We start from the raw sequence: 25600 nt of genomic DNA on the forward strand, positions 1-25600 counted from the left end.
GATCGAACCCGGATTCAGTGGGTTCTTCGGACATCCAGGCGACTCTTCGGCCACCGTCACGATTTCGCGGACAGCGGCCGAGAATTGCCAGCCCAGGAGGTCGAGTGTCCAGGACGAACGGCGAGATCCCGCTGACTTCACCCCAAGAGGCTGTGTGGTTCGCACAGCAGGTGAAGACCGCCGCGATTCGGAACCTCTCGGCATACCTGGACATCCCAGCCGCGATCGATATCCCTTGTCTGCGAACGGCATTGCGCGAGACCCTGGTGCGCAGCGACGCCCTGCTGGTCCGGATCGAAACGGGCGCCGATGGGCCGGTCCAGACCCGACAGCCGATCGGCGACTGGACGCCGGACTACCACGACTGCTCCGGCGCGGACGATCCGTTGGGCTCCGCCACGGAATTGGTGCGCCAGGTATGCGAGGCTCCGATCGCGCCGACCGCGGTCCGGCTGTTCCGGATAGCCGTGATCAAGGTGGCCGAGGACCGCTACTTCATCGCGGTCGCTTTCAGTCACGTCGTCCTCGACGCCGCCGGGCTCGGGATCCTGCTGCATCGGGTCGCGCGGCGGTACGCCGGCGACGAGCTCGACGATCTCGCAGCAGGGGATGACCTCGAAGTCACGGTGCGAGCTGAGGAGCAGTACACAACCTCGCCCGCGATAGGTGTGGACGAGAGGTTCTGGAGCGGGTACGTCGACCGGGCGCTGGGCGGGATCCGGCACGGTGGCGAGCCCGGCGACCGAGCCGCAGGAACTGCGCTACGAGGTACAGCTGCCTGCCGATCTGGTCGGCGCCGCCCGCAAGATCGCGGCGTCGGCGGCGGTGACGCTGCCCTGTCTGCTCACCGCGGTGAGCGCGTTGACGGTGCACCACAGCGCCGGCCGGCAGCGGTTCTATCTGCAATTGCCGACCGCCAACCGCGACAACGCCGCAGGAAACCGCCCCAATCTGCAGGCCAACAAGGTGCCGATGGCGATCGACCTGTCCCCGGACCGGTCGTTCGGTGACTGGGTCGGGGATGTCTTCTCCGAGATGCTCACCGTCATCGAGCACGGCAGACTGCAGATTCCGAGAATACGGTGGGCAGCGGGAATCCTGGCGGAGTCCGGCGACTTCTTCGGCCCGATCGTCAATGTCGTCCCCTTCCTCGATGCCATCGAGCTGGGCGGTCCCGCGACATTGCGGCCGGTCACGATCGGCCCCTTCGACTATCTGTCGATCACGTTCCTGGTACACGACGGCGCCCCGACGGTCCTGCATCTGGAAGCCGACGGGCGATACTTCGACGTCGTGGATCTGCGGCGATACGCCGACACGATCACCGCGATCCTCGAACAGTTGGTGTGGCTACCGGATCTGGCCATTGATCCACGCGCATTACTGGACTCGGTGCCGAAGGCGCAGGCCGATCCGCTCGAACTGTGGCAACCCGCGCAGACCCCGCGCCCGGACATCGTGGAATACCGGGCACCGACCGATGACCGCGAGCGGACCCTGACCGAGATCTTCGCCGCAGCGCTCGGCACGGATTCGGTCGGCGTCGACGACAACTTCTTCGATCTCGGCGGAAACTCGCTGCTGGCGACCAAGATCGCGAACCGGATTCGCGACGTGCTCGGCATCGAGGTCCCGATCCGGACGTTGTTCGAAACCCAGACTGTCGCGACGTTGTCCGCGCGACTGGACACCGAAGTGGCTGTGCGAGCGCCGGTTCGGGCGATGGAACGGCCCGAGCAGCTGCCCCTGTCCTACGCCCAGCGCCGAATGTGGTTCGTGTACCGGTTCGAGGGCCCGTCGACGACGTACAACATGACCTTCGCGCTGCGACTGCGCGGCGCGCTGGACACCGACGCGCTGGCCGGCGCGCTGAACGACCTGGTCGATCGGCACGAGTCGCTGCGCACGGTATTCGGCGAGATCGATGGGTCCCCCGTCCAGCGCGTGCTCGCGTCCTCGGCGACTTCGGTGCCCCTCGACTTCAGCTCCGACGCGGTGGACAGCGCGGTGCGCGCCGCCGGGGACCATCTGTTCGACCTGTCGTCGGAGATACCGCTGCGGGCGACGTTGGTCTCGCCCGGCCGGAGATCCGCACCCTGACCAGCACGTCCTGATCCTGGTGGCGCATCACATCGCCGGTGACGGGTGGTCGCTCGGTCCGCTGTTGCGGGACCTGGGCACGGCCTATGCCGCGCGTTGCCGCGGAGCGGAACCGCAGTGGGAACCGCTCCCGGTGCAATACGCGGACTACGCGCTGTGGCAACGCGAGTTCCTCGGTGACGACACGGACGCACACAGCCTGTCCGCCGCTCAGATCCGGTACTGGCGCGAGGAATTGGCCGGAGCGCCCGACCAACTCGTGCTGCCGTTCGATCGCCCGCGCCCCGCGGTGGCGAGTTTCGCCGGTGACGAGGTCGCGTTCGAGGTCGGTGGGCCGCTGCGTCGAGATCTCGAGCGGCTCGCGTCCGCGCACGGCGTGACCATGCCGGTCCTCTGGCAGACCGCGCTCGCCATCACCCTGCATCGACTCGGTGCCGGGGACGACATTCCGCTGGGATCGCCGATCGCCGGGCGTCTCGACGAATCGCTGCACGACCTCGTCGGCTTCTTCGTCAATACGTGGGTGCTGCGTGTCCGCATCGATGCGGGTATGTCGTTCGCGGATCTCCTCGAACGTGTGCAGGACCGGGCGCTGGCCGCTTACGAGCATCAGGATGTGCCGTTCGAGCGGTTGGTCGAGGAACTCAATCCGGTGCGGTCGACCGCGCATCATCCGCTGTTCCAGGTGTCGCTGGCCTTCCAGAACAACGAGACACCGACCCTCGATCTGCCCGGCGTCGACGTATCGATGATGACGGTGCCGGTGCGGTCGTCACGCTTCGATCTGCTGCTCCATGTGGGTGGCGACGCAGCCGATGCCGGATTCACCTGCTCGCTGGAGTTCGCGACCGACCTCTTCGACCGATCGACGGTCCGGGATATCGGCCGACGGCTGGTCGGAGTGCTCGAGCAGGCAGTGGCCGACCCGACCACGCGCGCGGACGAATTCGGGATTCTGATCGAGGCCGACCAGCACCGTGCGCTGGAGTGGTCGCACGGTGACGTCTGTGCTGTCCCCGCCACGCGGGTCGACAGGATGGTCGCGGCGCGGGCCGCTCGGCATCCCGAGGCGATCGCGGTCATCCACGGCGAACGCCGGCTGACCTATGGGCAACTCCTCGCACGGGCCGAGCGGCTGGCCGGGGTGCTCGCGGCCGCCGGGGTAGGGCCGGAATCAGTGGTTGCGGTAGCGCTTTCGCGCTCGTCGGAGCTGATCGTCGCGTGGCTCGCGGTGCTGCGCGTGGGCGGCGCCTATCTACCGATCGATCCGAATTATCCGAGCGACCGGATCACCTACATCCTGGCCGACGCGCGCCGGCAGTCGCGGTGACAGATCACGCGACCGCGGGGATCGTTCCGCCGACGGTAGACCGCGTCCTGATGGACGACATCGACGGCGCGCCGACCGCCGGACTTGCGCCGACGCTCACCGACCCGTCCCGTATCGACGACCTCGCCTACGTCATCTACACGTCGGGCTCGACCGGAACGCCCAAAGGCGTTGCGGTCACGCATCGCAACATCGCCAATCTGGCGGTCGGCGTGTGGCCGGCCGGGCCCGCGGACCGGGTACTGATGCACTCGTCCACCGCGTTCGACGCCTCCACCTACGAGGTGTGGTCCGCCCTGGTCGGTGGCGGTGCCGTCGTGATCGCCTCGGAACCACGCTCGGATCTCGCCGAACTGACCGGCCTGATCACCGAGCACGCCGTCACCACCTTGTTCCTGACGACCCCGCTGCTGCGCGACTTCGTCGAGCACCCCGCCTTCCGTGACGGGCGGCTCGGCAGCCTGCGGACCCTGCTGGCCGGCGGGGAGGTCATGTCACCGATGCTGTTCGCCGCGGCCGAGCGGATCTATCCGGAGCTCACCTTCGCCAACGTCTATGGACCGACCGAAACGACGACCTTCGCCACGTCGACGCCCGCGGGGTTCACTCCGACCGACGTCTCCGTGCCGATCGGCAAACCCGTCGCGAACACGAGCCTGTCGGTTCTGGACGCACGGCTGCGTCCGGTACCGGTGGGCGTTCCCGGCGAGCTCTATCTCGCCGGTCCCCAGGTCGGTCGCGGCTATCGAGGCCGAGCCGCGCAGACGGCGTCGCGTTTCGTCGCCGACCCGAGTGGGAGCGGTACTCGCCTGTATCGCACCGGTGACATCGTGCGTCGGCGCGCCGACGGATTGCTCGAATTCATCGGGCGTGCCGACAATCAGGTGAAGATCCGCGGCTTCCGGGTGGAGCCGGGCGAGGTCGAAGCGGCGATCGCGGCCCATCGCTGGGTTGCCCAATCCGCGGTGGTGGCACGCGAATTCGGCGAGCGAGGCCAGCAGCTGGTCGGATTCATCGTCGCCGAAGCGCGATACTCGGGATCGGCCGACGAGCTGTCGGCGGATGTCCGCCGGTTCGTGGCGGATCGTTTGCCGGAGTTCATGGTCCCGGTGGCTGTCGCAGTCGTCGACGGATTCGCCCTGACGGTGCACGGGAAGGTGGATCGAACCGCCCTCCCCACCATCGATCTCGTCTCGGGGGTGGCATACCGGGCACCGGTCGGCCGATCCGAAGAGCTGGTCGCGGACATCTTCGCCGAAGTGCTCGGCGCGCAGCGGGTGGGCGCCGACGACGACTTCTTCGAATTGGGTGGGCATTCGCTCTTGGCGACCCGGGTCGTCTCCCGCGTCCGCGCGTCGCTCGGCGTGGAACTACCGATCCGGACGCTGTTCGAACATCCCACCGTCGCCTTGCTCGCACCGCGATTGTCCGAAGGGCCACAGGCCCGGGGTGAAGTGCGCATCATGGAACGGCCGGCATCGATTCCGCTGTCGTTCGCCCAGCAGCGTTTGTGGTTCGTGGACAGATTCGAAGGCGGATCCGCGACCTACAACATCGCGTTCGGTCTGCGCCTGCGTGGTCCGGTCGACGTGGCCGCCTTGGCGACGGCACTGGGCGATGTCGTCGAGCGGCACGAGGCCTTGCGCACGGTCTTCGACGAGGTGGCCGGGGTACCGGCCCAGCGGGTGCTGGTGGGCGTGTCGCCCGCGGTGACGGTCGTCGACGGCACGGGCGTCGACGTGACCGCCACGGTGCGCGAATTCGCGCGGGGCGTGTTCGATCTGCGCAGCGATATCCCGTTGCGGTGCAAGGTATTCCGGATCGACGACGACGAGCTGGTCGCCGCCGTCGCACTGCACCACATCGCCGGAGACGGCCGGTCGTTGGTGCCGCTGCTGCGGGACTGGGGCCTGGCGTATCGGGCGCGGATCATCGGCGACGTCCCGATCTGGGAGGCATTGCCGGTCCAATACGCCGACTACGCGTTGTGGCAGCGGGAGTACCTCGGCGACGACGAAGACCCCGAAAGCGTGCTGTCCGGCCAAATGGCGTACTGGCGTGCTGAATTGGCCGACTTGCCGGATCAATTGGTCCTTCCGTTCGATCGGCCTCGCCCCGCCGTCGCCAGCTATCGCGGCGATGCGGTCTCCTTCGATATCTCTCCAGAGCTCAGGCAAAGCCTGGAGCGAATGCTGTCCGCGGATTCGTCCGACTCGAGTCGCGGCGGCCACCGCCCGGCCGCGACGACGATGTCGATGGTCATGCAGACCGCGCTGGCGGTCATGTTGCACCGGCTGGGCGCCGGGGACGACATCCCGATCGGCTCGGCGCTCGCGGGACGGGTCGACGAGTCACTGCGGGATCTGGTCGGCCTGTTCGTCAACAGCTGGATTCTGCGCGTCCGCTTCGCGCCGGGGCAGTCGGTCGCCGATGTTCTCGCGCGTGTTCGCGACAAGGCCCTGGCGGCGTATGAGCACCAGGACGTTCCCTTCGAGCGGTTGGTCGAGGAACTCAATCCGGTGCGCTCGACCGCGCATCATCCGCTGTTCCAGGTGTCGCTGGCGTTCCAGAACAACGAGACACCGACGCTCGAGCTACCCGGCATCGAGACCACCGTCGCGACGATCGCGCATATCGCGTCCCGCTTCGATCTGCTCTTCGACGTGGCGAACGACCCCGCGACGGGTGGATTCTCCTGCTTCATCGAGTACGCGACGGACCTTTTCGACCGAGCCACCGTGGCGTCCTTCGCTCGGCGATTCGTCGGCCTCCTCGAACAATTCGCCGCCGATCCGACGATCCGCGTGGACGACCTCGACCTGATGGCCGACGACGAATACGCGCGACTGCGCACCTGGGGGACCGGCGAACGCATCGAGGTCCCCGATCGAACGGTCGTCGAGCGATTCGACGAGATCGCCGCGGCGTACCCCGACGCGATCGCCGTCATCGCGGGTGCCGACCGGATCGGTTATCGCGCGCTGCGGCTGCGAGCGGCAGCGCTGACCGACCTACTGATCGATCTCGGCCTCCCCGCAGAGGCGACGGTAGCCGTCGCGCTGCCGCGCTCGGCGGACCTGATCGTGGCGCTGCTCGCCGTATTGCGGGCAGGGGCCGCCTATGTCCCGGTCGACCCCGCCTATCCGAGCGACCGGATCGCGCACATTCTCGCCGACGCGAATCCGGCCCTCGTGCTCACCGACCACGCCACCGCGGAAACCCTCGCGCTCCCTGATTCCCGGCGGCTGCTGTTCCTCGACGAGGTCGATTCCGTGGCGGGCAGCGCCGATGCGGCGAGATCGGACACGACCGCGTCCGACCGGTCCCGGCGACACGGTGCGGCTCTGGCGTGCACCATCTACACCTCGGGTTCGACCGGAGCGCCGAAGGGCGTCGCGGTGACGCACGCGAACATCGTGAACCTGGCCTCGGTCGTCTGGCCGATCGGTGCGGGCGAGGTGACGCTCATGCACGCGTCGACGGCATTCGACGCCTCCATCCTCGAACTGTGGCCGACGTTGCTCGGCGGCGGCACGGTCGTGGTGGCGACCGCCCCGCGAACCGACCTGACCGAGATCACCGACTTGATCGCGCGGCACCGCGTCGCGGCGATGTTCCTGACAACGCCACTGCTCGGACCGCTGACCGAACACCCGGCCTTCCTCGAGCACCGGCTGACCGCAGTGGACCGGATCATCGTCGGCGGGGCAGCCCTCCCGGTCGCCGATTGTCTTCGCTTCCAGCGTCACTATCCGGCCACCACGGTGGTCAACGGCTACGGTCCGGCCGAGTCGACGGTCTGCGCGAGCCGCTTCGATACGAGCTCCGTGACCGCTGACAACCGGTCCGTTCCCATCGGCGTCCCGGTACCGAATCTCGGCGTCCGGGTCCTCGACCGGCGCCTGCGTCCCGTCCCCGTCGGGGTGCCCGGCGAGCTGTACCTGACCGGAGCTCAGCTCGGACGCGGGTACCGCGGCCACCCCGCCGCGACCGCGGCCCGGTACGTCGCCGACCCGGCAGGCGGCGGCAGGCGGATGTATCGCACCGGTGACATCGCGTGCTGGCGCGATGGCGGAATCCTGGACTACGTCGGCCGATCCGACGATCAAGTGAAGATCCGGGGTTTCCGGGTGGAGCCCGGCGAGGTGGAAGCGGCGCTGGCCGCGCACCCCGGGGTCGCCCAGGCGGTGGTGGTGCCACGCGAACTCAACGGCGTGGGTGGCGAGCGGCAACTGGTCGCCTTCGTCGTCGCCGACACCGCGGGCACCGACCGTGACCGGCCGGCCGAACACGCCGAGCTGGACGACTGGCAAGCCTTCTACGACGACCTGTATGTCCAGCAGGACGCGAAGACCGTGGCGGCCGGTGCGGAATCCGCCGCGGACTTCGACGGCTGGAACAGCAGCTATACCGGGCTCCCCATCCCCGTCGAGGACATGCGCGAGCTGCGCGGATCCACGGTCGACCGGATTCGTGCCCTCCAACCCACCCGGGTGCTCGAGATCGGCGTCGGCTCCGGCCTGTTGCTGTCCGAGATCGCCCCCTCCTGCGCCGAATACTGGGGCACGGATATCTCCCAGGAGATCATCACCCGCGTCCGCAGGGGGCTGGATCAGGCCGGGGCACCGTGGCGGAATCGCATTCGCCTGGAATCCTGCGCCGCCCACGAGCTCGCCGACTACCCGAAGGCATACTTCGACACCGTCGTCCTGAATTCGGTCATCCAGTACTTCCCGAGCGTCGAGTACCTCCGGGAGGTGCTCGCCCTCGCGGCCGAGCTGCTCGCACCCGGCGGATCGCTGTTCCTCGGCGACATCAGGAATCTGGCGTTGCACCGCGAGTTCACGATCGCGACGCTGGCGGCCAGGCACTCCGACGATGCCTACGTGGCCGCGGTCGCCGACGAGGTCCGGCGTCGCGAGAACGAACTGCTGCTGTCGCCGGACTTCTTCGCCGATCCTGGCGCGCTGCCACAATTCGCCGCCGTCGACGTGGCGCTGCGGCGCGGGCGCAAGATGAACGAGCTCACCCGATATCGCTACGACGTGACGCTGTTCAAGGCGGCGACCGATGTCGTGCCGGTCGGCGATCGTCCGGTCGTCGAATTCGTCGACGTCGACGCCATGACCGAACTGCTGAGATCTGGTGCCGCGCCGATCATCGAGATCATCGACATTCCGCACGGCGGCCTCGCCGACGATCTTTCGGTGGTCCACCGCATCACCGGCGACGCGCCCCGGCCGATTCCCTCGGGTCTGCTGCCCGAGGATTGTCATGAGCTCGCCGCCGGATTCGGCTACCGCGTGATGGTCACCTGGGCACCCACCGCCGGGTACATGGATGCCGTCTTCGTCGCACAGGATCGGGCGAGCGGGCCCACTCTCGTCCTCGACCGGCCCCTTCGATCGACAACCGGCGGGCGCTACTCGAACAGGACCGCGTCGAGCCTGGACCCGGCCGAGGTGCGCCGGTTCGTGGCGGGCCGTTTGCCGGAGTTCATGGTCCCGGTCACCGTCGTGGTCGTCGACGGATTCGCACTCACGGTGAACGGGAAGGTCGATCGGTCCGCCCTGCCCGCGGTCGATCTCGTCTCGGGCGTGGCGTATCGGGCGCCGGTCGGCGAATCCGAGGAGCTGCTGGCGGGGATCTTCGCCGAGGTACTCGGCGCGCAGCGGGTGGGCGCGGACGACGACTTCTTCGAATTGGGTGGTCATTCGCTCTTGGCGACCCGGGTCGTCTCGCGCGTCCGGGCGTCGCTCGGTATCGAGCTACCGATCCGGATCGTCTTCGAATGTCCCACGGTGGCCTTGCTCGCACCGCGATTGGCCGAGGGCACACGAGCTCGCGGTGACGTGCGCATCATGGAACGGCCGGCATCGATTCCGCTGTCGTTCGCCCAGCAGCGCCTGTGGTTCGTGGACAGATTCGAAGGCGGATCCGCGACCTACAACATCGCGTTCGGCCTGCGCCTGCGCGGCTCGGTCGACGTGGCCGCCTTGGCAACGGCATTGGGCGACGTCGTCGAGCGGCACGAGGCCCTGCGCACGGTCTTCGACGAGGTGGCGGGCGTGCCTGCCCAGCGCGTGCTGGAAGGGGTGTCGCCTGCGGTGGAGGTGGTCGACGGCAGCGACGTCGACGTGGCCGCGGCGGTGCGGGAATTCGCGAGCGGGATATTCGAGCTGAGCCGCGATATCCCGTTGCGGTGCCGGGTATTCCGCTCCGATGGCGACGAGCTGATCGTCGCTGTCGCACTGCATCACATCGCCGGTGACGGCTGGTCCCTGGTGCCGCTGCTGCGGGACTGGGGCGCGGCATACCGGGCACGGGTTGTCGGCGACGCTCCTACCTGGAATGCCTTGCCGGTCCAGTACGCCGACTACGCGCTGTGGCAGCGGGAATACCTCGGCGACGCGGCCGACCCCGCCAGCGTGCTGTCCGATCAGATGTCGTACTGGCGAGCGGAATTGGCCGATCTGCCGGATCAGCTGATCCTCCCATTCGATCGACCACGCCCCGCCGTCGCCGACTACCGGGGCGAGACCATCGGATTCGGGATCTCGGAGGACCTGCGCCGACGCCTGGAGTCCCTCGCGCTGAGCCACAACAGCACGACGTCGGTGCTCCTGCAGACGACGCTGGCGGTGTTGCTGCATCGGCTCGGCGCCGGCGACGACATTCCGATCGGTTCCCCGATCGCGGGGCGGTTGGACGACAAGCTGGCAGATCTCGTCGGCTTCTTCATCAATACGTGGGTGCTGCGTGTCCGCATCGACCCGGGTATGTCGTTCGCGGATCTCCTCGAACGCGTGCAGGACCGGGCACTGGCCGCTTACGAGCATCAGGATGTGCCCTTCGAGCGGTTGGTCGAGGAACTCAATCCGGTGCGGTCGACCGCGCATCATCCGCTGTTCCAGGTGTCGCTGGCCTTCCAGAACAACGAGACACCGACTCTCGACCTCCCCGGTGTCGAGACCACGATGGTGTCCGTTCCCACCAGCTCCGCGCGCTTCGACCTGCTGGTCAATGTCGTGGCGGATCCGGGATCGAACGGATTCTCCTGCACCCTGGAGTACGCGACCGAGCTCTTCGACCGATCCACCGCGCGACAGCTCGCGGACCGGTTCGTGCTCCTGCTGGAACGGGTCCTGGCCGACCCGGCCGCACCCGTCGGCGACATCGACATCCTGACTCCTGACGACCGGGCCGCCATGCTCGCCTGGGCCGATGGCGGCGAACTGGCCACTACCGCGGGCTCTGTGGCGGAGATGTTCGAGTCGGTCGTGTCCGCCCGGCCCGACGCGATAGCGCTGGTGGCAGGCGAGGAACAGCTCACCTTCGCCGAACTGGATCGGCGCGCACATCGACTGGCCCGGCGCCTCGTGGAACGCGGCGTCCGGCCGGAATCGGTTGTCGCGCTGATTCTTCCACGGTCCATCGAGCTGGTGGTCGCCCTGCTCGCCGTCGCGAAGTCCGGTGGCGCCTTCCTGCCGATCGATCCCGATTATCCGCAGGAACGGATTTCCTACATCCTCGCCGACGCGAAACCGGTGCTCGGGCTGGCGGCTCCTGGCGCACCGGTACCGAATTCTCTGCCCTGCCTGCGGCTTTCCGGCAGCGATGCCGGAAGCGCGGAGCCCGCGAGCGTCGACCGAAGGCCGAGCGCTCACCCCGGCGGGCTGGCCTACGTCATCTACACCTCCGGCTCGACCGGTGTGCCCAAAGGCGTCGCCGGCGAACATCGGCTGCTGGTCAACCGGCTCACCTGGTGCGCCGAGCTGCTGGGGCCGACACCGGTGGGCATGACGAACACCGCGCCGGGCTTCATCGACTCGAGCTTCCACATCTTCTCGCTGCTCACCCGTGGCGGGACGGTCGTGGTCGTGGACGCGGATACCGTGGGCGACCCGCGCGCGATGATCGACGCGATCGACCGGTACCGGGTCACCGAGGTGATGACCATTCCGGCACTGGCCTCGGTGCTCGCGGCGCGGCAGTTCCCCGGCTCGTCGGTGCTGGAACGATGGATTCTGTCCGGTGAGCCCGTCACGCGGCCGGTTCTCGACTCGCTCCGCGCTGCCACCAAGACCGCGGACATCTGGAACTTCTACGGTTCGACCGAGGTCAGCGACGCCGTGCACGCGAACGTGACCCGCTGCCGCGGCGACATCCCGATCGGCCGTCCCGTGCCGAATGTCGGGGTGCGCGTACTGGATGCCCGGCTCCGCCCGGTCCCGGCCGGGGTGGCCGGTGTGCTCTACCTGGTCGGAGCCCAGGTGAATCGCGGCTACCGCGGACAACCCGCGACCACCGCCACCAGGTACGTGGCCGACCTCGAGGGCTCCGGCCGCCTGATGTTCTGCACCGGCGACCTGGTCCGCCGCCGATCCGACGGGACACTGGAGTTCGTCGGTCGCGCCGACGATCAGGTGAAGATCCGCGGCTTCCGGGTCGAGCCCGGCGAGGTAGAGGCGGCCGTCGCGGCCCACCCCGGTGTCACCCAGGCGGTGGTCGTGACACGAGAGCACGCCGGTGATCGGCGGCTGGTGGCGTACGTCGTGGCCGACAAGGGGTTCGGCTCGGTGCCCGCCGAATTGTCGGCCGATGTCCGGCGGTTCGTGTCAGGACGCTTGCCGGAGTTCATGGTCCCGGTGGTCGTGGTGGTCGATGGATTCGCGTTGTCGGCGAACGGGAAGGTGGATCGGTCGGCGCTCCCGGCGGTGGATCTCGTGTCCAGGAGAGCGTTCCGTGCTCCCACTGGCGAGACCGAAGAGTTGCTGGCGGCGATTTTCGCCGAGGTGCTCGGCGTAGCTCGCGTGGGGGCCGACGACGACTTCTTCGAATCGGGCGGCCATTCCCTGCTGGCGACACGCGTGGTCGCGCTGGTGCGCGGGTCGCTCGGCGTGGAACTGCCGATCCGGGTGATCTTCGAATGTTCGACGGTGGCAGCGCTGGCGGCCCGGATCGCCGACGGGCTGCCTGAGGTCGAATCGCCGTTCGCGCCGATCCTGACCATTCGCGACGCGGGAACCCGTGCGCCGCTGTGGTGTATCCATCCCGCGGGCGGTGTCGGCTGGCCGTACTTCGGCCTGGAACGCCATGTCACCGATCGACCGATCTACGCGTTGCAGTCCGACGGACTCGACGCGGGTCCGTGGGCGGCCGACTTCGAGACGATGGTCCAGGACTACGCCGAACGGCTGCTGGACAAGCAGGCCGGTGGCCCGTTCCACCTGCTCGGCTGGTCGTTCGGCGGCGTCGTCGCCCAGGCCGTGGCGGTGCGGCTCGGCGAGCTCGGTCATGAGGTGGGGCTGCTGGTCCTGCTGGACAGCTGGCCGGTCGTCCGTGAGCTGGCCGCCGCCGGGGCGCAGGAACGGGTGCACGAAGAACTCGCCGCGGCGTTGTGGTCGAAGTACGACGTCATCGGGACGCGACACGAGATCACCGACCTGGTCGACCGGATCGGTGGGGTGAGCCGGAACAACGTCCGCATGCTCGCGGACTTCACGGTGCCGTCGTATCGCGGCGACGCGGTGCTCTTCCACGCCGGCCTGGATCGCGACGGTGACCGGCAGTCGGTCGACATCCTGCGTGACCACTGGGTCAAGAACATCCTCGGCCGTCTCGATTCCGAAGTGATCGCCTGCACCCACGACGAATTCGACCGGCCACTGGCGCTCGCCGCCGTGGGGAAGTCGGTGGAACGACGACTCCGGGCCGCCGAAGCGACCTCCGCGCAGCCGCGAACATTCGCTACCGAAAACTAGATCCAAAGGAACATCGAGTGCCAGAAGTATTTCTCGACGGACACAATCTCACTCTCGAACAGGTCGCCGGGGTGGCACAGCAGACCACCGGAAGGGTCGAACTCGCCGAATCCGCGAACAAGCGATCCACCGCGTCGAACGCGATGAAAGCGGACTATGTCGCCGCGGGAGTCCCGATCTACGGCGTGACCTCGGGTTTCGGCGACAGCAGCGCCCGGCAGATACCGGGTCGCAAAGCGGAGGCGCTCCAGCAGAATCTCATCAGCTTTCTCACGACGGGCGTCGGCCCCATCGCCACACCCGAGGTGACCAGAGCTACCTTGCTGATCCGCGCGAATTGCCTCGCGCGCGGGTGGTCAGGGGTGCGCCCGGATCTGATCGAGCTGCTGATCGACTGCTTGAACAGCGACATCCTGCCCCTGATCCCGGAACTCGGATCTGTCGGCGCCAGTGGCGATCTGGTGCCGCTCAGCTACATCGGCGCCATGCTCACCGGTCGCGGCGACGTGCTGCACCGGGGAGTTCGACGCTCGGCGGCGAGCGCGCTGGCCGAGAGCGGGCTGGAGCCGCTCACCATGGACGCGAAGGAGGGGCTGGCGATCGTCAACGGCACCTCCTTCATGGCCGCGTTCGCCGCGCTCGCGGTGCGGTCGGCTCGGCGTCTGGCGACGGTATCCACCATCTGCGGTGCGCTGGCGAGCCAAGTGCTGCGAGGCAATCCCGATCACTATTCCGAGTTCCTGGTCGATCAGAAGCCGCACCGCGGATCGGTGGAATGCGCTGCCCACATGCGGGCGCTCCTCGAACGGGCCGATGCCCGTTCACCACAGCTGGATCGCATCGATCATCCGGCGGAGGTCCGCCAGCTGGAACATCCACTCCAGGATCGGTACTCGGTGCGCTGTACACCGCAGATCGTCGGCGTTCTCCTGGACACCCTGGCCTGGAACACCGAATGGCTGACCATCGAGATCAATTCGTCGAACGACAATCCGTTGTTCGACACCGAATCCCGCCGGATCTGGAACGGTGGCAACTTCTACGGTGGTCATGTCGGCGTCGCCATGGATTCCCTCAAGACCGCGGTCGCCAGCGTCGGTGACATGCTCGACCGGCAGCTCGAGCTCGTCGTGGACGAGAAGTTCAACAACGGCTTGACGCCGAATCTCATTCCACGCCTGGATCCTTCGGACCCTCGAGCGGGGGTGGTCCATGGCTTCAAGGGGATGCAGATCACCGCGTCGGCACTGACCGCCGAGGCGCTGAAGGCGACGATGCCCGCCACCTCGTTCTCCCGCTCGACCGAAGCCCACAACCAGGACAAGGTCAGCATGGGCACGATCGCGGCCCGCGACGCCCGCACCGTGATCGACCTCGTCACCAAGGTCGCCGCCATCCATCTGCTGGCGCTGTGCCAGGCCGCGGACATCCGGGGCGTCGACGTGCTCACCACGCCGACGCGCAAGGTCTACACGCTGGTACGGGAGGTGTCGTCGTTCGTCGACTCCGACCGGCCGCTCGACGGCGACATCGAGGCCGTCGCCGCGTTGATCGACGCCGGCGCGTTCGAAGAGGTGAAGTGATGCGCAGCAGCTTTCCCGATGTCGAGATTCCCGACCAGCTGTTGCACCAGTACATCCTGGGCGATCTCCGGCCGGATTCACTCGACCGCGTGGCGCTGGTGGACCACCCGACGGAAACCGAGCTGACCTACCGCGAGCTGCTGGCGCGGATCGCGGACTACGGCGCACTGCTGTCGGCCAGGGGCATCGGTCCCGGTGACACCGTCGCGGTATTCCTCTCGAACTCCTGGGCGTATCCCGTTGTGCTGTACGCGATTCTGGAGTCCGGGGCGACCGTCACCACCGTGAACGCGGCCTACACGGCGGCCGAGGTCACCCACCAGCTCATCGATGCCGGAGCCGGGTACCTCGTGGCGGACGCCGCCTCGCACAGCGTCGCGGTAGCGGCGGCGGCCCGAGCCGGGATCGCCTCGACCGAGGTGCTGTCCGTCCCGGACCTGGACGCACCCGGCGCGACGGAGCCTCCGCCGGGAAGGCCGCGACGCGAGCCCGACCCCACCCAGGTCGCGCTGCTGCCGTACTCCTCCGGGACGACCGGTGGCCCCAAGGGCGTCATGCTCACCCATCGCAACATCGTGGCCAATGTGGCGCAGACCGAGCATCTGCTCGGCGTGGACGCGACGGACACGGTGCTCGCCGTCGTTCCGTTCGCCCACATCTACGGCCTGTCCCTGGTGCTGTGTACAACGCTGCGCAACCGCGCGCGGCTGGTGCCCATGGCACGGTTCGACCTGGCCGAATACCTGTCGGCCATCGAGAAGTACCGCTGCACCTTCCTTTTCGTTTCGCCCCCGATCGCGATCATTCTCGCCAAGGATCCGTCCGTCGATCGATACGACCTGAGCAGTGTGCACACGATCTTCTCGGGTGCGGCGCCGTTGGACGGCGACCTGGCGACGGCGCTGGAACGCCGGCTGAACTGTGTGGTGCGGCAGGGCTACGGCATGACCGAATTGAGTCCGGTCAGCCATCTCGTTCCCGCCGACCAGCCCGACCTGCCGGCCGGCAGCGTCGGAATCCTGGTTCCGAACGCCCGCCAGAAGCTGATCGACATCGACACCGGAGCCGAGATCGCGCCGCCGGTCGACGAGGCGAGCCGACCCGGCGAACTGTTGGTGGCCGGGCCCAACAGGATGGTCGGCTACCTTGGCAACGCCGAGGCGACCGCGGCGATCGTCGACGCCGACGGCTTTCTGCACACCGGCGACCTCGCGACGATCGGCCCGCGGGGTGTCGTGACGATCGTCGGTCGCCGCAAGGAGCTGATCAAGGTTCGCGGCTACCAGGTCGCCCCGGCCGAGCTGGAGGCGCTGCTGTTGTCACACGACAGGATCGCCGACGCGGCGGTGACCGGGGTGCCGGACGGCAATGGTGGCGAGCTGCCCTGCGCCTGGGTGGTCACCACCGGCGAAGACCTCACCGCGGCCGATGTCCGCGCCTTCGTTGCCGAGCACGTCGCGGAATACAAGCGGCTCGGCGCCGTCGAGTTCATCGACCGCGTACCCAAGAGCCCCGCGGGCAAGATCCTGCGACGCGAGCTCGCCGGCCGCACGGTCAGCAGCTCGACCACGATCGTGGATCGAACGATGCCGTACCTGACCGGCGGTGGCCCCGCCCACGCGGACCTGACCCCCGAATCGGGCCTGCTCGCCAACGGTTTCGATTCGCTGAGCGTCATCGAACTGAAGAACCGGCTCTCGGCCCACTACGGCGTCGACATCACCACCACCCAGTTGCTGCGTGCGCGTTCGCTGCGGCAGCTAGCTGACGGCCTCGGTGCCGACAGCCACCAGGGCTGACTCGGGAACCGACCGGCCCAACCCGTTCGAGATGGAGTTCGACATGTCACAAACCCTGTTGCTGTGCGTCCCGTTCGCCGGCGGCGGAGCCAGCTTCTTCCACCCGTGGCGGCGGATCTGCGCCGATACCGTCGAGGTCGTCGCGCTGCAATTGCCCGGTCGGGAGCGCAGATTCGCGGAGGCGCCGCAGACCTCGGTGGCCGCGGCGGTGCCCGATCTGGTCCGGCAGCTGCCCGCCGATATCGGGCAGCGGCGGGTAGCCCTGTTCGGTCACAGCCTCGGCGCGGTCCTGGCTTTCGAACTCGCCATCGCGATCGAGCAGACGGGCGCGACGGTGCACCGGCTCTTCGTCAGCGGCTCGCCCGCCCCTTTCGAGGTCCGCGAGACCTCGGCGCTGGCCGCGTCCGACACCGAATTCATCGACAGAGTCAAGCAATTCGCGGGATATGACCACCCGGCGCTGGCGGATCCGCAGTTGCGCGACCTGATCCTGCCGGTCCTGCGTGCCGACGTCACCATGCACGAGTCCTACCGGGCCGAGGGCTCCCGATCGGTCCGCGCCCCGATCACCGTGCTGCGGGGGAAGAAGGACGAGCTGGTCTCGCGAGCGGCCGTCGCGGGCTGGTCGGGTGCGACCTCGTCGTCGGTGTCGTTCGAGGAAATCGACGGCGGCCACATGTATCTCGCGGACCGCGGTGTCGAGGTGGTGCGGCTGGTCAGCGAACAGACCGCGACCGAGACGGTGGCGTAGATGCTGCTGGCGGGAAAGTCGGTCCTCGTCACCGGAGCCGCGCGCGGTCTCGGCCGGGCCTGCGCGATCGCGTGCGCGGCCGAGGGCGCCGACCTCACGGTCATGGATGTCTGCGCGGACATCGACGGCGTGCCCTACGCGCTCGGCACCAGCAGTCAATTGGAATCCACCGCCGACCAGTGCCGGGCGGTGGGCGGATCAGCCCTGGTGGTGGCCGGTGACCTACGTTCGGCACTGGACTGTGAGAGTGCCGTGCGCGCCGCGCTGGCCAGGTACGGCAAGTGCGACGCACTCATCAACTGCGGCGGCATCGCGGCACCGTCGGGGGAGCCCGCGCACCGCATCACCGAAGACCAATGGCAGTTGATGATCGATATCGATCTGAACGGTGCGTGGCGGATGACGAAGTACGCCGTGCCGGGCATGATCGAGCGCCGCGCGGGCAGCATCGTCAATGTGTCCTCCACCGCCGGACTGGTGGGATACCGGAATTTCGCGGCGTATACCGCCGCCAAGCACGGCCTGATCGGTCTGACCAAGGCCGCGGCGCTGGACTACGGGCCACACCAGGTCCGGGTGAACGCGTTGTGCCCGGGATCGGTGCGCGATTGCGAGTCGGTCGAAGGCGTGATGCTGCGGGAGATCGCGCGCGCGCTCGAGCTGTCCGGCGGCGACCACGAGTCCGCGTTCATCCAATCTCAGCCGATGAACCGCCTGATCGAACCGGCGGACGTGGCGGCGGCCGCGCTGTGGCTGGTGTCGGATCTGTCGCGGCAGGTCACCGGCGTAGCGCTGCCGGTCGACGGGGGGTACACGACACGATGAACCGCGTCATGGAGATGCCGCACGGCCTGGCCGTGCACGTGGACGGCCCACCCGATTTCGAGCAGTTGCGAGCGGCGATCGGCGTCCTGGCCGGGCCGTCGGCCGATGCGCGGATCACGGTGGAGGCCTTGCCGTTCGGCAGGCACACGAGCGAAGCGCACGCGTGGCTGCGCCGCGAGACCGAACGTGAACTCGACCGCGCCGGTGGGCAACACGTCCGCATGGTGGCGGCGGAGTTCGCCGACGGATGGGCCGTGGTAGCCGTTGCCGACCGTACGGTCGCGGATCGGGCCGTCCTGGCCCGGTTGTCGAGTGGTCGCCCGGTCGAGAAGCCGGTGCCGACCCGGGCACAGCACGCGGACGATGAATCGTCTGTTCCGGCCGCAGCGCTCCAGCTTGGCATCGGGTGGGACTCCGTCCGGTACCTGGCTCATCGGAGCACGCCACGCCGGATTCACCTCGAGCGGCGGATCACCGGCACGGACGATCCGGTGCGTCAGCGACAGGCGGCCTCCGCCGCGGTCGCGGCTGTGCTCGCTCGCTACGCGTCGACGTCCTCGGTGATCGTGGGATTTCTGCTCGACGGCACGGCGGCGATCGCGCTGCACCGGATTCCCGGCGACGAACCGGACCTGTCGGTGCGGGATCTGCTCGCGGCATCCGACCCGGTCGGCCCCGGAACCGTCCGGCCGAACGCGAAACCGGTCGGGACCGCGCGCCTGGATACGGTGCTGATCGTCGAGGACCGGGTCGACACCGCCCTGGAGGAACACCGGGTGCACTATCACCCGGGATACTTCGACCACTTCGCGATGACAGTGCACGTCGAGCACACCGACGCGCGGGTACGACTGTCGTTCTGCGCGACCGACGAGGTTGTCACGGTCGCGGCCCTGGATCAATTCGCGACCGACGTCGCCGCGTTCTGCGGCGAACTTCTCGGCAGTACCGGGGACGCGAAAGTAGGCGAGATCGAGCTCGCCGCGGCGGTGCGGCCGGTCATCGTGCCGCCGCCTGCGCCGGCCGCGATGAGTGTCTACCAGGCGATCGGCGGACATGCCACCGGCAACCCCGACGCGGTGGCCGTCGTCGACGGCACCGAGCGCCTCACCTATCGCGAGCTGTACGCGCGCAGTGGGCGGATCGCGGCGGGGCTGCGCGCTCGCGGTGTCGTCCCGGACGATCGAGTCGCGGTGTGTCTTCCCCGCTCCGCCGAGCTCGTCGTCGCCCTGCTCGGGGTATTGCGGGCCGGGGCCACCTACGTCCCGATCGACCCGGAGTGGCCGGCCGACCGGCTGCACTATGTCCTCGACGACGCGAACCCACGCCTGCTGATCCAGGCGAGCACCGCCCAGACAGCCGGATTCACCATCGCCGAGCTCGAATCGAACAGCGATACCGCACCCGAGCCGTTCGACGACCCCGCCCGCGCCGCGTATGTCATCTACACCTCCGGTTCCACGGGCCGCCCCAAGGGCGTCGCGGTACCGCTCGGCAACATCATGCAGCTGGTCGGCGCCGGGGTACGGCAGTTCGCCTTCGACTCCGGCGACACCTGGTCGTTCTTCCACTCGGCCGCGTTCGACTACTCGGTGTGGGAGATCTGGGGCTGTCTCGCGACCGGGGGCAGGCTGGTGGTGGTGCCGTACTTCACGGCCAAGTCGCCCTCCGAATTGTGGGAGCTGATCCGGCGCGAGCAGGTGACGGTGCTGAGCCAGACGCCGGCGGCTTTCGCCCAGCTCGTTGCCGCCGCCGAGCGCGAGCCCGCCCGATCGGCCCTGCGGCTGATCGTCTCCGGCGGCGCGGCGCTGGACCTCGCGCCGGTGTGCCGCTGGTTCGATCTGGTCCCGGAGCGGCAGTGCCAGTTCGTCAATATGTACGGGATCACGGAGACCACGGTGCATGTCACCGCGGAGGTGTTGAGCCGGAACACGGTTCGCGCGCACCCGCGCGCGGTCGGGCTGCCGCTGCCCGGTTGGGGCATCGAGATCCGCGACAGCGCCGGGCGCCGGGTGCCGCCCTTGGTCAAGGGGGAGATCTGGGTATCCGGGGTCGGCTTGGCGCAGGGGTACCTGAACCGGCCCGAACTGACGGCCGAGCGGTTCGTCGTCGATCCGCGTTCGGCGATCCGGTATTACCGCAGTGGCGATCTCGGCCGTTTCCTTCCCGACGGCCGGGTCGAGCATTGGGGACGCATCGACAATCAGGTCAAGGTCCGCGGGTACCGGATCGAATTGGACGAAATCCAGGTCGTCTTGTCCGAAATGCCAGGGGCGGCATCGGTGGTCGTCGTCGCGCAGGACGAGAACGCCAGTGGTGATCTGCGGATTCACGCGTATCTCGCCGGCGGTTCGGTGCCCGACCCGGTCGATATCAGGCGTTGGGCGACCCAGCGGCTTCCGGCATATATGGTTCCCGCGACGTTTTCGGTCGTCGACGCGTTTCCCCTCACCCCCAACGGCAAAGTCGACATCGACGCGTTACGCGAGAGCGCGGCAACCACCACGCGGGCGCATGCCGAGTGGGCTCCGTCGACGGATCGCGAAGCCGAACGGAGCGTTCGCGATATCGCGTCGGTGGTGCGCAATATCTGGGCCGACCTGTTCGATGTCGAGGTCGACGGCGACGCGGACTTCTTCGACCTCGGCGGCAATTCTCTACTCGCCGTGACGACTTCGCGTCGGCTGGAGGACAGCGGCTTGGCCGCGTTGCCGGTTCGGGAACTCTATCGCGCGCCGACCCCCTCGGCGATCGCGCGATACTACGCGACCATCATGGAGACGGCGTCATGACCATTCATGGCGCGACGCCGCTGATGACGGCCCTCGCGCAGGTCTCGGCGGTACCGCGATACAACTTTCACGCCCTGCCGTGGAGTGGCGATCCACTGATCCGTGATCCCACCCTGCGGTCGGCGTACGCGCGCCTTCGCGCCAATTCCCCACCGGATATCGATCTGTCGTACGGCCGCGATCTCCTGGACTCGCCGTTCTGGCCGAGGGGCCCTTTGGCCGCCGCCCAGGAGCAGGCGGCGCGGGCATTCCGCGCCGACGCCACCTTCTTCGTCTCGATGGGTACCACCGTGGCCAACCTGGTCGCGGTGGCGGCGGCCGCGGAATTCGGCGACACCGCCCTGCTCGACTCGACCGCGCATCAATCACTGCATTTCGCTTGCGATCTACTCGGATTGCGTACCACCCGAATTCCCGCCGTCGAGGAGCGGCCGGACGTGGCCGATCTGGACGAAGCGATAAGCATGCTTGCCGCGGCACACCTCGCCGGGCAGCCGTACGCCACCGTGGTACTCGGATCGTCGACCTACGCCGGCCTCAGAGTGCGCGCCGAGCGACTGCTGCGCGCCGTGCGCGACGTTTCGCCCACCACGAATGTCGTGCTCGACGACGCGTGGGCGGGTATTCACAACTTTCACGAGCTGACTCGCGCGCTGTCGCCCACCTCGGTCGGCGCCCGGCTCCGCGATGCGGGCGAATTCCGCGGCGCGATCTGGGTGACCCACTCGGCGCACAAGACGATGTGCGCGATGCGCCAGGCCGCGATGGTGCATGTGCTCGGCGACGAACGGGTCGTGGAAGCGACCGCGGCGGCGATCTATCGGCACCACACCTCGTCGCCCTCCTGGCCGATCATGGCGTCGCTGGATCTGGCCAGGGCGCACGCCGAGCTGGAAGGCAGCGCGTGCGTCGACCGGGCGTCGGCCATGCTGCGCCGCCTGCGGGCGGGTGTGGCCGCTCTGGGCCTGTCGGGCGATCGGCTCGAGCTCGGTCGCGCGGCGTCGCAGTGGTACGCACCGGACGAACTGCGGTGCGCTTTCCCCGTGCCGGCCGCGGCGGAGGTACGTCGGCGGCTGATCGCCGGGCATCGGGTGTATCTGCCCCATCCGGTGGGGTCCGAGCTGTTGGTGAACCTGACGATCGGGGTCGGCGCCGAGGCGGTCGACGCGCTGCTGGCGGGCCTGGCCGATACCCTCCGCGATCCTGCGCCCGCGCCGGCCGATGGTCGTGACCTGGTGCTTTCCCGGCAGATCCTGGCGGCGCGGAGGCCGCTGGACTATCTGATCGCCTACCCACCCGGCGTCCCGATGGTCAGCCCGGGCGGCGACCAGCTCGACCCGGACCGGCTCGCGGCGGAACTGGCCGGTGGAGCGTCGATTCACCGGGTTCGAAGCGGACGCCGGGAGTCTTCCTGAGCGTGCGGCCGGCCATCCGATCCGTGCCGTGGGGCGGTCGGGCCTAGTACGATCGAACTAGAACGTGTTCTAATCGAGGTGATGAGGTCTGCACTGAGGCAGGCCGCGAAGGAGGTACTCGTGACACTGCCGTCCATTCCCGCAGGATTCGATTTCACCGATCCCAACGTGCTGGCCGAGCGCCTGCCGGTCGAGGAGTTCGCCGAGCTTCGTCGCACCGCGCCGGTCTGGTGGTGCGAGCAGGAGAAGGGTGTCAGCGGTTTCGACGACGGCGGGTACTGGGTCGTCACGAAGATGGATCACATCAAGGAGATGTCCAAGACTCCGGAGGTGTTCTCGTCGGAGGAGAACACCGCCATCATTCGCTTCAACGGCGACATCACCCGCCCCGAGGTGGAGATGCTGCGCGGGCTGATGCTCAACATGGATCCGCCGCGGCACACCCAGAACCGGCGGATCGTGTCCAAGGGCTTCACCCCCCGCGCCGTCAACACGCTGCGCGACGCGCTCACCGAGCGCGCCGAGCGGATCGTGCACGAGGCGAAGAAGGAAGGCCGCGGCGACTTCGTCCAGCAGGTCGCCTGCGAACTGCCGCTGCAGGCCATCGCGGAGCTGATCGGTGTGCCCCAGGAGGATCGCAAGAAGATCTTCGACTGGACGAACCAGATGATCTCCTACGACGATCCCGACTTCGATGGCGACCACAAGATGGCCACCGCCGAGGTCATGGGTTATGCCTGGAACCTGGCCGAGGAGAAGCGCAAGTGCCCGATGGACGACATCGTCACCACGCTGGTGAACGCGGATGTCGACGGCGAGGCGCTGGCATCGGATGAGTTCGCCTGGTTCGTCATCCTGCTCGCCGTCGCGGGCAACGAGACCACCCGCAATGCCATCACCCACGGCATGAAGGCGTTCGTCGACCACCCGGAGCAGTGGGAGCTCTACAAGGAGCAGCGTCCGCGTACCGCGCCCGACGAGATCGTCCGCTGGGCAACGCCGGTGACCGCCTTCCAGCGAACCGCGTTGGTCGACACCGAACTCGGCGGTCAGCTCATCAAGAAGGGGCAGCGCATCGGCATGTTCTACAGCGCGGCCAACTTCGATCCGGAGTCGTTCGAGAATCCCTTCGAGTTCGACATCTTCCGAAACCCGAACCCCCACGTCGGTTTCGGCGGCACCGGCACGCACTTCTGTGTCGGCGCGAACCTCGCCCGGCTGGAAATCGACCTGATGTTCAACGCGATCGCCGACGTCATGCCGAACCTGCGGCAGGTCGAGGAACCGGTGCGGCTGCGCTCGGGTTGGCTCAACGGGATCAAGCGCTGGGAGGTCGCCTACGAGTGAGACCTCGTCCCGGTGAGCGAGCACGCGCATCGGGACGAAGCTCGCAGGGTGCACGGTGGGCCGCGTCGAACCGGCGTGGCTCACCGATCGGCGAATTCCGTGGGCACGGTGGCGAATCGGTGACCGACCTGGGCCGGAAACGACGAAAACCCCGGAGTGGAAACTCCGGGGTTTTCGTCTAGTAGCGGGAACAGGATTTGAACCTGCGACCTCTGGGTTATGAGCCCAGCGAGCTACCGAGCTGCTCCATCCCGCGTCGTAAATACCACTGTACACGGCGCGGCACGAATGACGAAATCGGTTCCTGATCAGCCGAAATGTATGCCCTGCGCCAGCGGCAGCTCGGTCGAGTAGTTGATGGTGTTGGTGGCTCTGCGCATGTAGGCCTTCCATGAGTCGGAGCCGGATTCGCGTCCGCCGCCGGTGTTCTTCTCGCCGCCGAACGCGCCGCCGATCTCCGCGCCCGAGGTGCCGATGTTGACATTGGCGATGCCGCAGTCCGAACCCGCGAGGAACCGCTCGGCCTCGCGCTGGTCCAGGGTGAAGATCGAGGAGGAAAGGCCCTGCGGCACACCGTTGTTGAGGGCGATCGCGTCGTCGATCTCGTCGTAGACGAGCACGTAGAGGATCGGCGCGAAGGTCTCCTCGCGCACCAGCTCGGTCTGCGCCGGCATGCGCACGAGCGCGGGGCGCACGTAATAGGCGTCCGGCCCGACCAGCTCGATTCGCTCACCGCCGCAGACGATCTCGCCGCCGGTGTCCTCGGCCTGCAGCAGCGCCTTCTGCATCGAGATGAACGCGCGCTCGTTGATCAACGGACCGACCAGCACGCCGTCGTCGAGTGGATTACCCACGCGCAGTTGGCGATACGCGGCGGAGAGCCGCTCGACGAGCTGATCGGCGATGGAGCGGTGCACGATCAGCCTGCGCAGGGTGGTGCAGCGCTGACCCGCCGTGCCCGCCGCCGAGAAGACGATGCCGCGCACCGCCAGCTCCAGATCCGCACTCGGCGCCACGATCGCGGCATTGTTGCCGCCCAGCTCCAGCAGGCAGCGGCCGAACCTGGCGGCCACGCGCGGGGCGACGGTGGCGCCCATCCGCACCGAGCCGGTGGCGCTGAGCAGCGCGACCCGCGGGTCGTCGACCAGCGCTTCGCCGACCGCCGCGTCGCCCTGGATCAGTTGGTGTACTTCGGGGTCGGCGCCCACGTCGACGGCGGCGCGGCGCAGCAGGGTGTGACAGGCCAGCGCCGTCAGCGGGGTGGTCTCCGACGGCTTCCACACCACCGTGTCACCGCAGACCAGCGCGATCGCGGTGTTCCACGCCCACACCGCGACGGGGAAGTTGAACGCCGAGATCACCCCGACCACGCCCAGCGGATGCCAGGTCTCCATGAGCCGGTGCCCCGGCCGTTCCGAGGGCATGGTGGCGCCGTAGAGCTGGCGGGACAGGCCGATCGCGAACTCGCAGACGTCGATCATCTCCTGCACTTCGCCCAGGGCCTCGGGCCCGATCTTGCCCGCCTCCAGCGTGACCAGCTCGGCCAGCTCGCCCTGGTGGGTGACCAGCAGTTCGGCCAGCCGGCGCACCAGCGCCGCACGGACCGGCGCGGGCACCGTGCGCCAGCTCAGGAACGCGGTGGCCGCCCGCTCGACCGCGGCGTCGACGTCGTCGGTCGTGTCGGTGGTGAGCTGCGGCAAGGCGCCGCCGGAGATCGGGGTGCGGGTGAGCAGGTCACCGGACTCGGGGAGATCGGCGCCGAGTCCGTGCAGCAGCGCCCTGGCCCGCAGTGCCAGCTGCTCGGAGAAGTGCTCGGTCACGGTGTGGGTCATCGCTGCTCACCTTCTGCTGTTTGGTACGGCTCACGGAAAAGTTCGGTGGGATTCGGTGGGGG

General features: G+C 68.2%; 10 protein-coding genes, 1 tRNA gene and 3 pseudogenes. 12 read left to right on the forward strand and 2 right to left on the reverse strand.

Annotation, left to right across the window (positions count from 1 at the left end):
• Positions 1 to 170: 170 nt before the first annotated feature.
• From NV348_RS21955 to NV348_RS22010, 12 genes and pseudogenes are all read left to right on the forward strand, one after another.
• Positions 171 to 644 (forward strand): annotated as a pseudogene (locus tag NV348_RS21955) (condensation domain-containing protein); the annotation flags it as partial.
• Between the two features lie 82 nt (positions 645 to 726).
• A complete protein-coding gene (locus NV348_RS21960) occupies positions 727 to 2100 on the forward strand; it encodes a condensation domain-containing protein (RefSeq protein WP_447148577.1) in 1374 nt (457 codons plus the stop codon).
• A 10-nt stretch (positions 2101 to 2110) separates the two neighbouring features.
• Positions 2111 to 3430, forward strand: a complete 1320-nt coding sequence (locus tag NV348_RS21965) for a condensation domain-containing protein (RefSeq protein ID WP_447151117.1) — start codon at positions 2111 to 2113, stop codon at positions 3428 to 3430.
• Between the two features lie 50 nt (positions 3431 to 3480).
• Complete coding sequence (locus NV348_RS21970; RefSeq protein ID WP_447148578.1) at positions 3481 to 13194, forward strand: non-ribosomal peptide synthetase; 9714 nt, start codon at positions 3481 to 3483, stop codon at positions 13192 to 13194.
• Between the two features lie 17 nt (positions 13195 to 13211).
• The gene (locus NV348_RS21975; protein WP_447148579.1) at positions 13212 to 14777 is read left to right on the forward strand and encodes an HAL/PAL/TAL family ammonia-lyase; all 1566 of its coding nucleotides are present in this window, start codon (positions 13212 to 13214) and stop codon (positions 14775 to 14777) included.
• Positions 14777 to 16327 (forward strand): annotated as a pseudogene (locus NV348_RS21980) (AMP-binding protein); the annotation flags it as partial. The gene NV348_RS21975 and the pseudogene NV348_RS21980, both read left to right, overlap by 1 nt.
• An 81-nt stretch (positions 16328 to 16408) precedes the next feature.
• Positions 16409 to 16576 (forward strand): annotated as a pseudogene (locus tag NV348_RS21985) (acyl carrier protein); the annotation flags it as partial.
• Positions 16577 to 16619: 43 nt separating this feature from the next.
• Positions 16620 to 17327, forward strand: coding sequence for a thioesterase II family protein (locus NV348_RS21990; protein ID WP_447148580.1), 708 nt, complete (start codon positions 16620 to 16622; stop codon positions 17325 to 17327).
• The gene (locus NV348_RS21995; protein WP_447148581.1) at positions 17328 to 18152 is read left to right on the forward strand and encodes an SDR family oxidoreductase; all 825 of its coding nucleotides are present in this window, start codon (positions 17328 to 17330) and stop codon (positions 18150 to 18152) included.
• Complete coding sequence (locus NV348_RS22000) at positions 18149 to 20944, forward strand: non-ribosomal peptide synthetase (RefSeq protein ID WP_447148582.1); 2796 nt, start codon at positions 18149 to 18151, stop codon at positions 20942 to 20944. The genes NV348_RS21995 and NV348_RS22000 overlap by 4 nt, the downstream gene beginning before the upstream one ends.
• On the forward strand, positions 20941 to 22359 hold the full coding sequence (locus NV348_RS22005; RefSeq protein WP_447148583.1) for an aminotransferase class I/II-fold pyridoxal phosphate-dependent enzyme: 1419 nt from the start codon (positions 20941 to 20943) through the stop codon (positions 22357 to 22359). Before NV348_RS22000 ends, NV348_RS22005 begins: the two co-directional genes overlap by 4 nt.
• Positions 22360 to 22479: 120 nt before the next feature.
• The gene (locus tag NV348_RS22010) at positions 22480 to 23706 is read left to right on the forward strand and encodes a cytochrome P450 (protein WP_447148584.1); all 1227 of its coding nucleotides are present in this window, start codon (positions 22480 to 22482) and stop codon (positions 23704 to 23706) included.
• 182 nt (positions 23707 to 23888) lie between these two features.
• On the opposite strand, the gene NV348_RS22015 is transcribed toward NV348_RS22010, so the two are convergent.
• Both NV348_RS22015 and amaB read right to left on the reverse strand, forming a co-directional pair.
• A tRNA-Met gene (locus NV348_RS22015) sits at positions 23889 to 23962 on the reverse strand.
• A gap of 52 nt (positions 23963 to 24014) precedes the next feature.
• Complete coding sequence (gene amaB / locus NV348_RS22020) at positions 24015 to 25538, reverse strand: L-piperidine-6-carboxylate dehydrogenase (RefSeq protein ID WP_447148585.1); 1524 nt, start codon at positions 25536 to 25538, stop codon at positions 24015 to 24017.
• Between the last annotated feature and the right edge of the window lie 62 nt (positions 25539 to 25600).

It is taken from the genome of Nocardia fodinahabitans, from assembly GCF_052983615.1.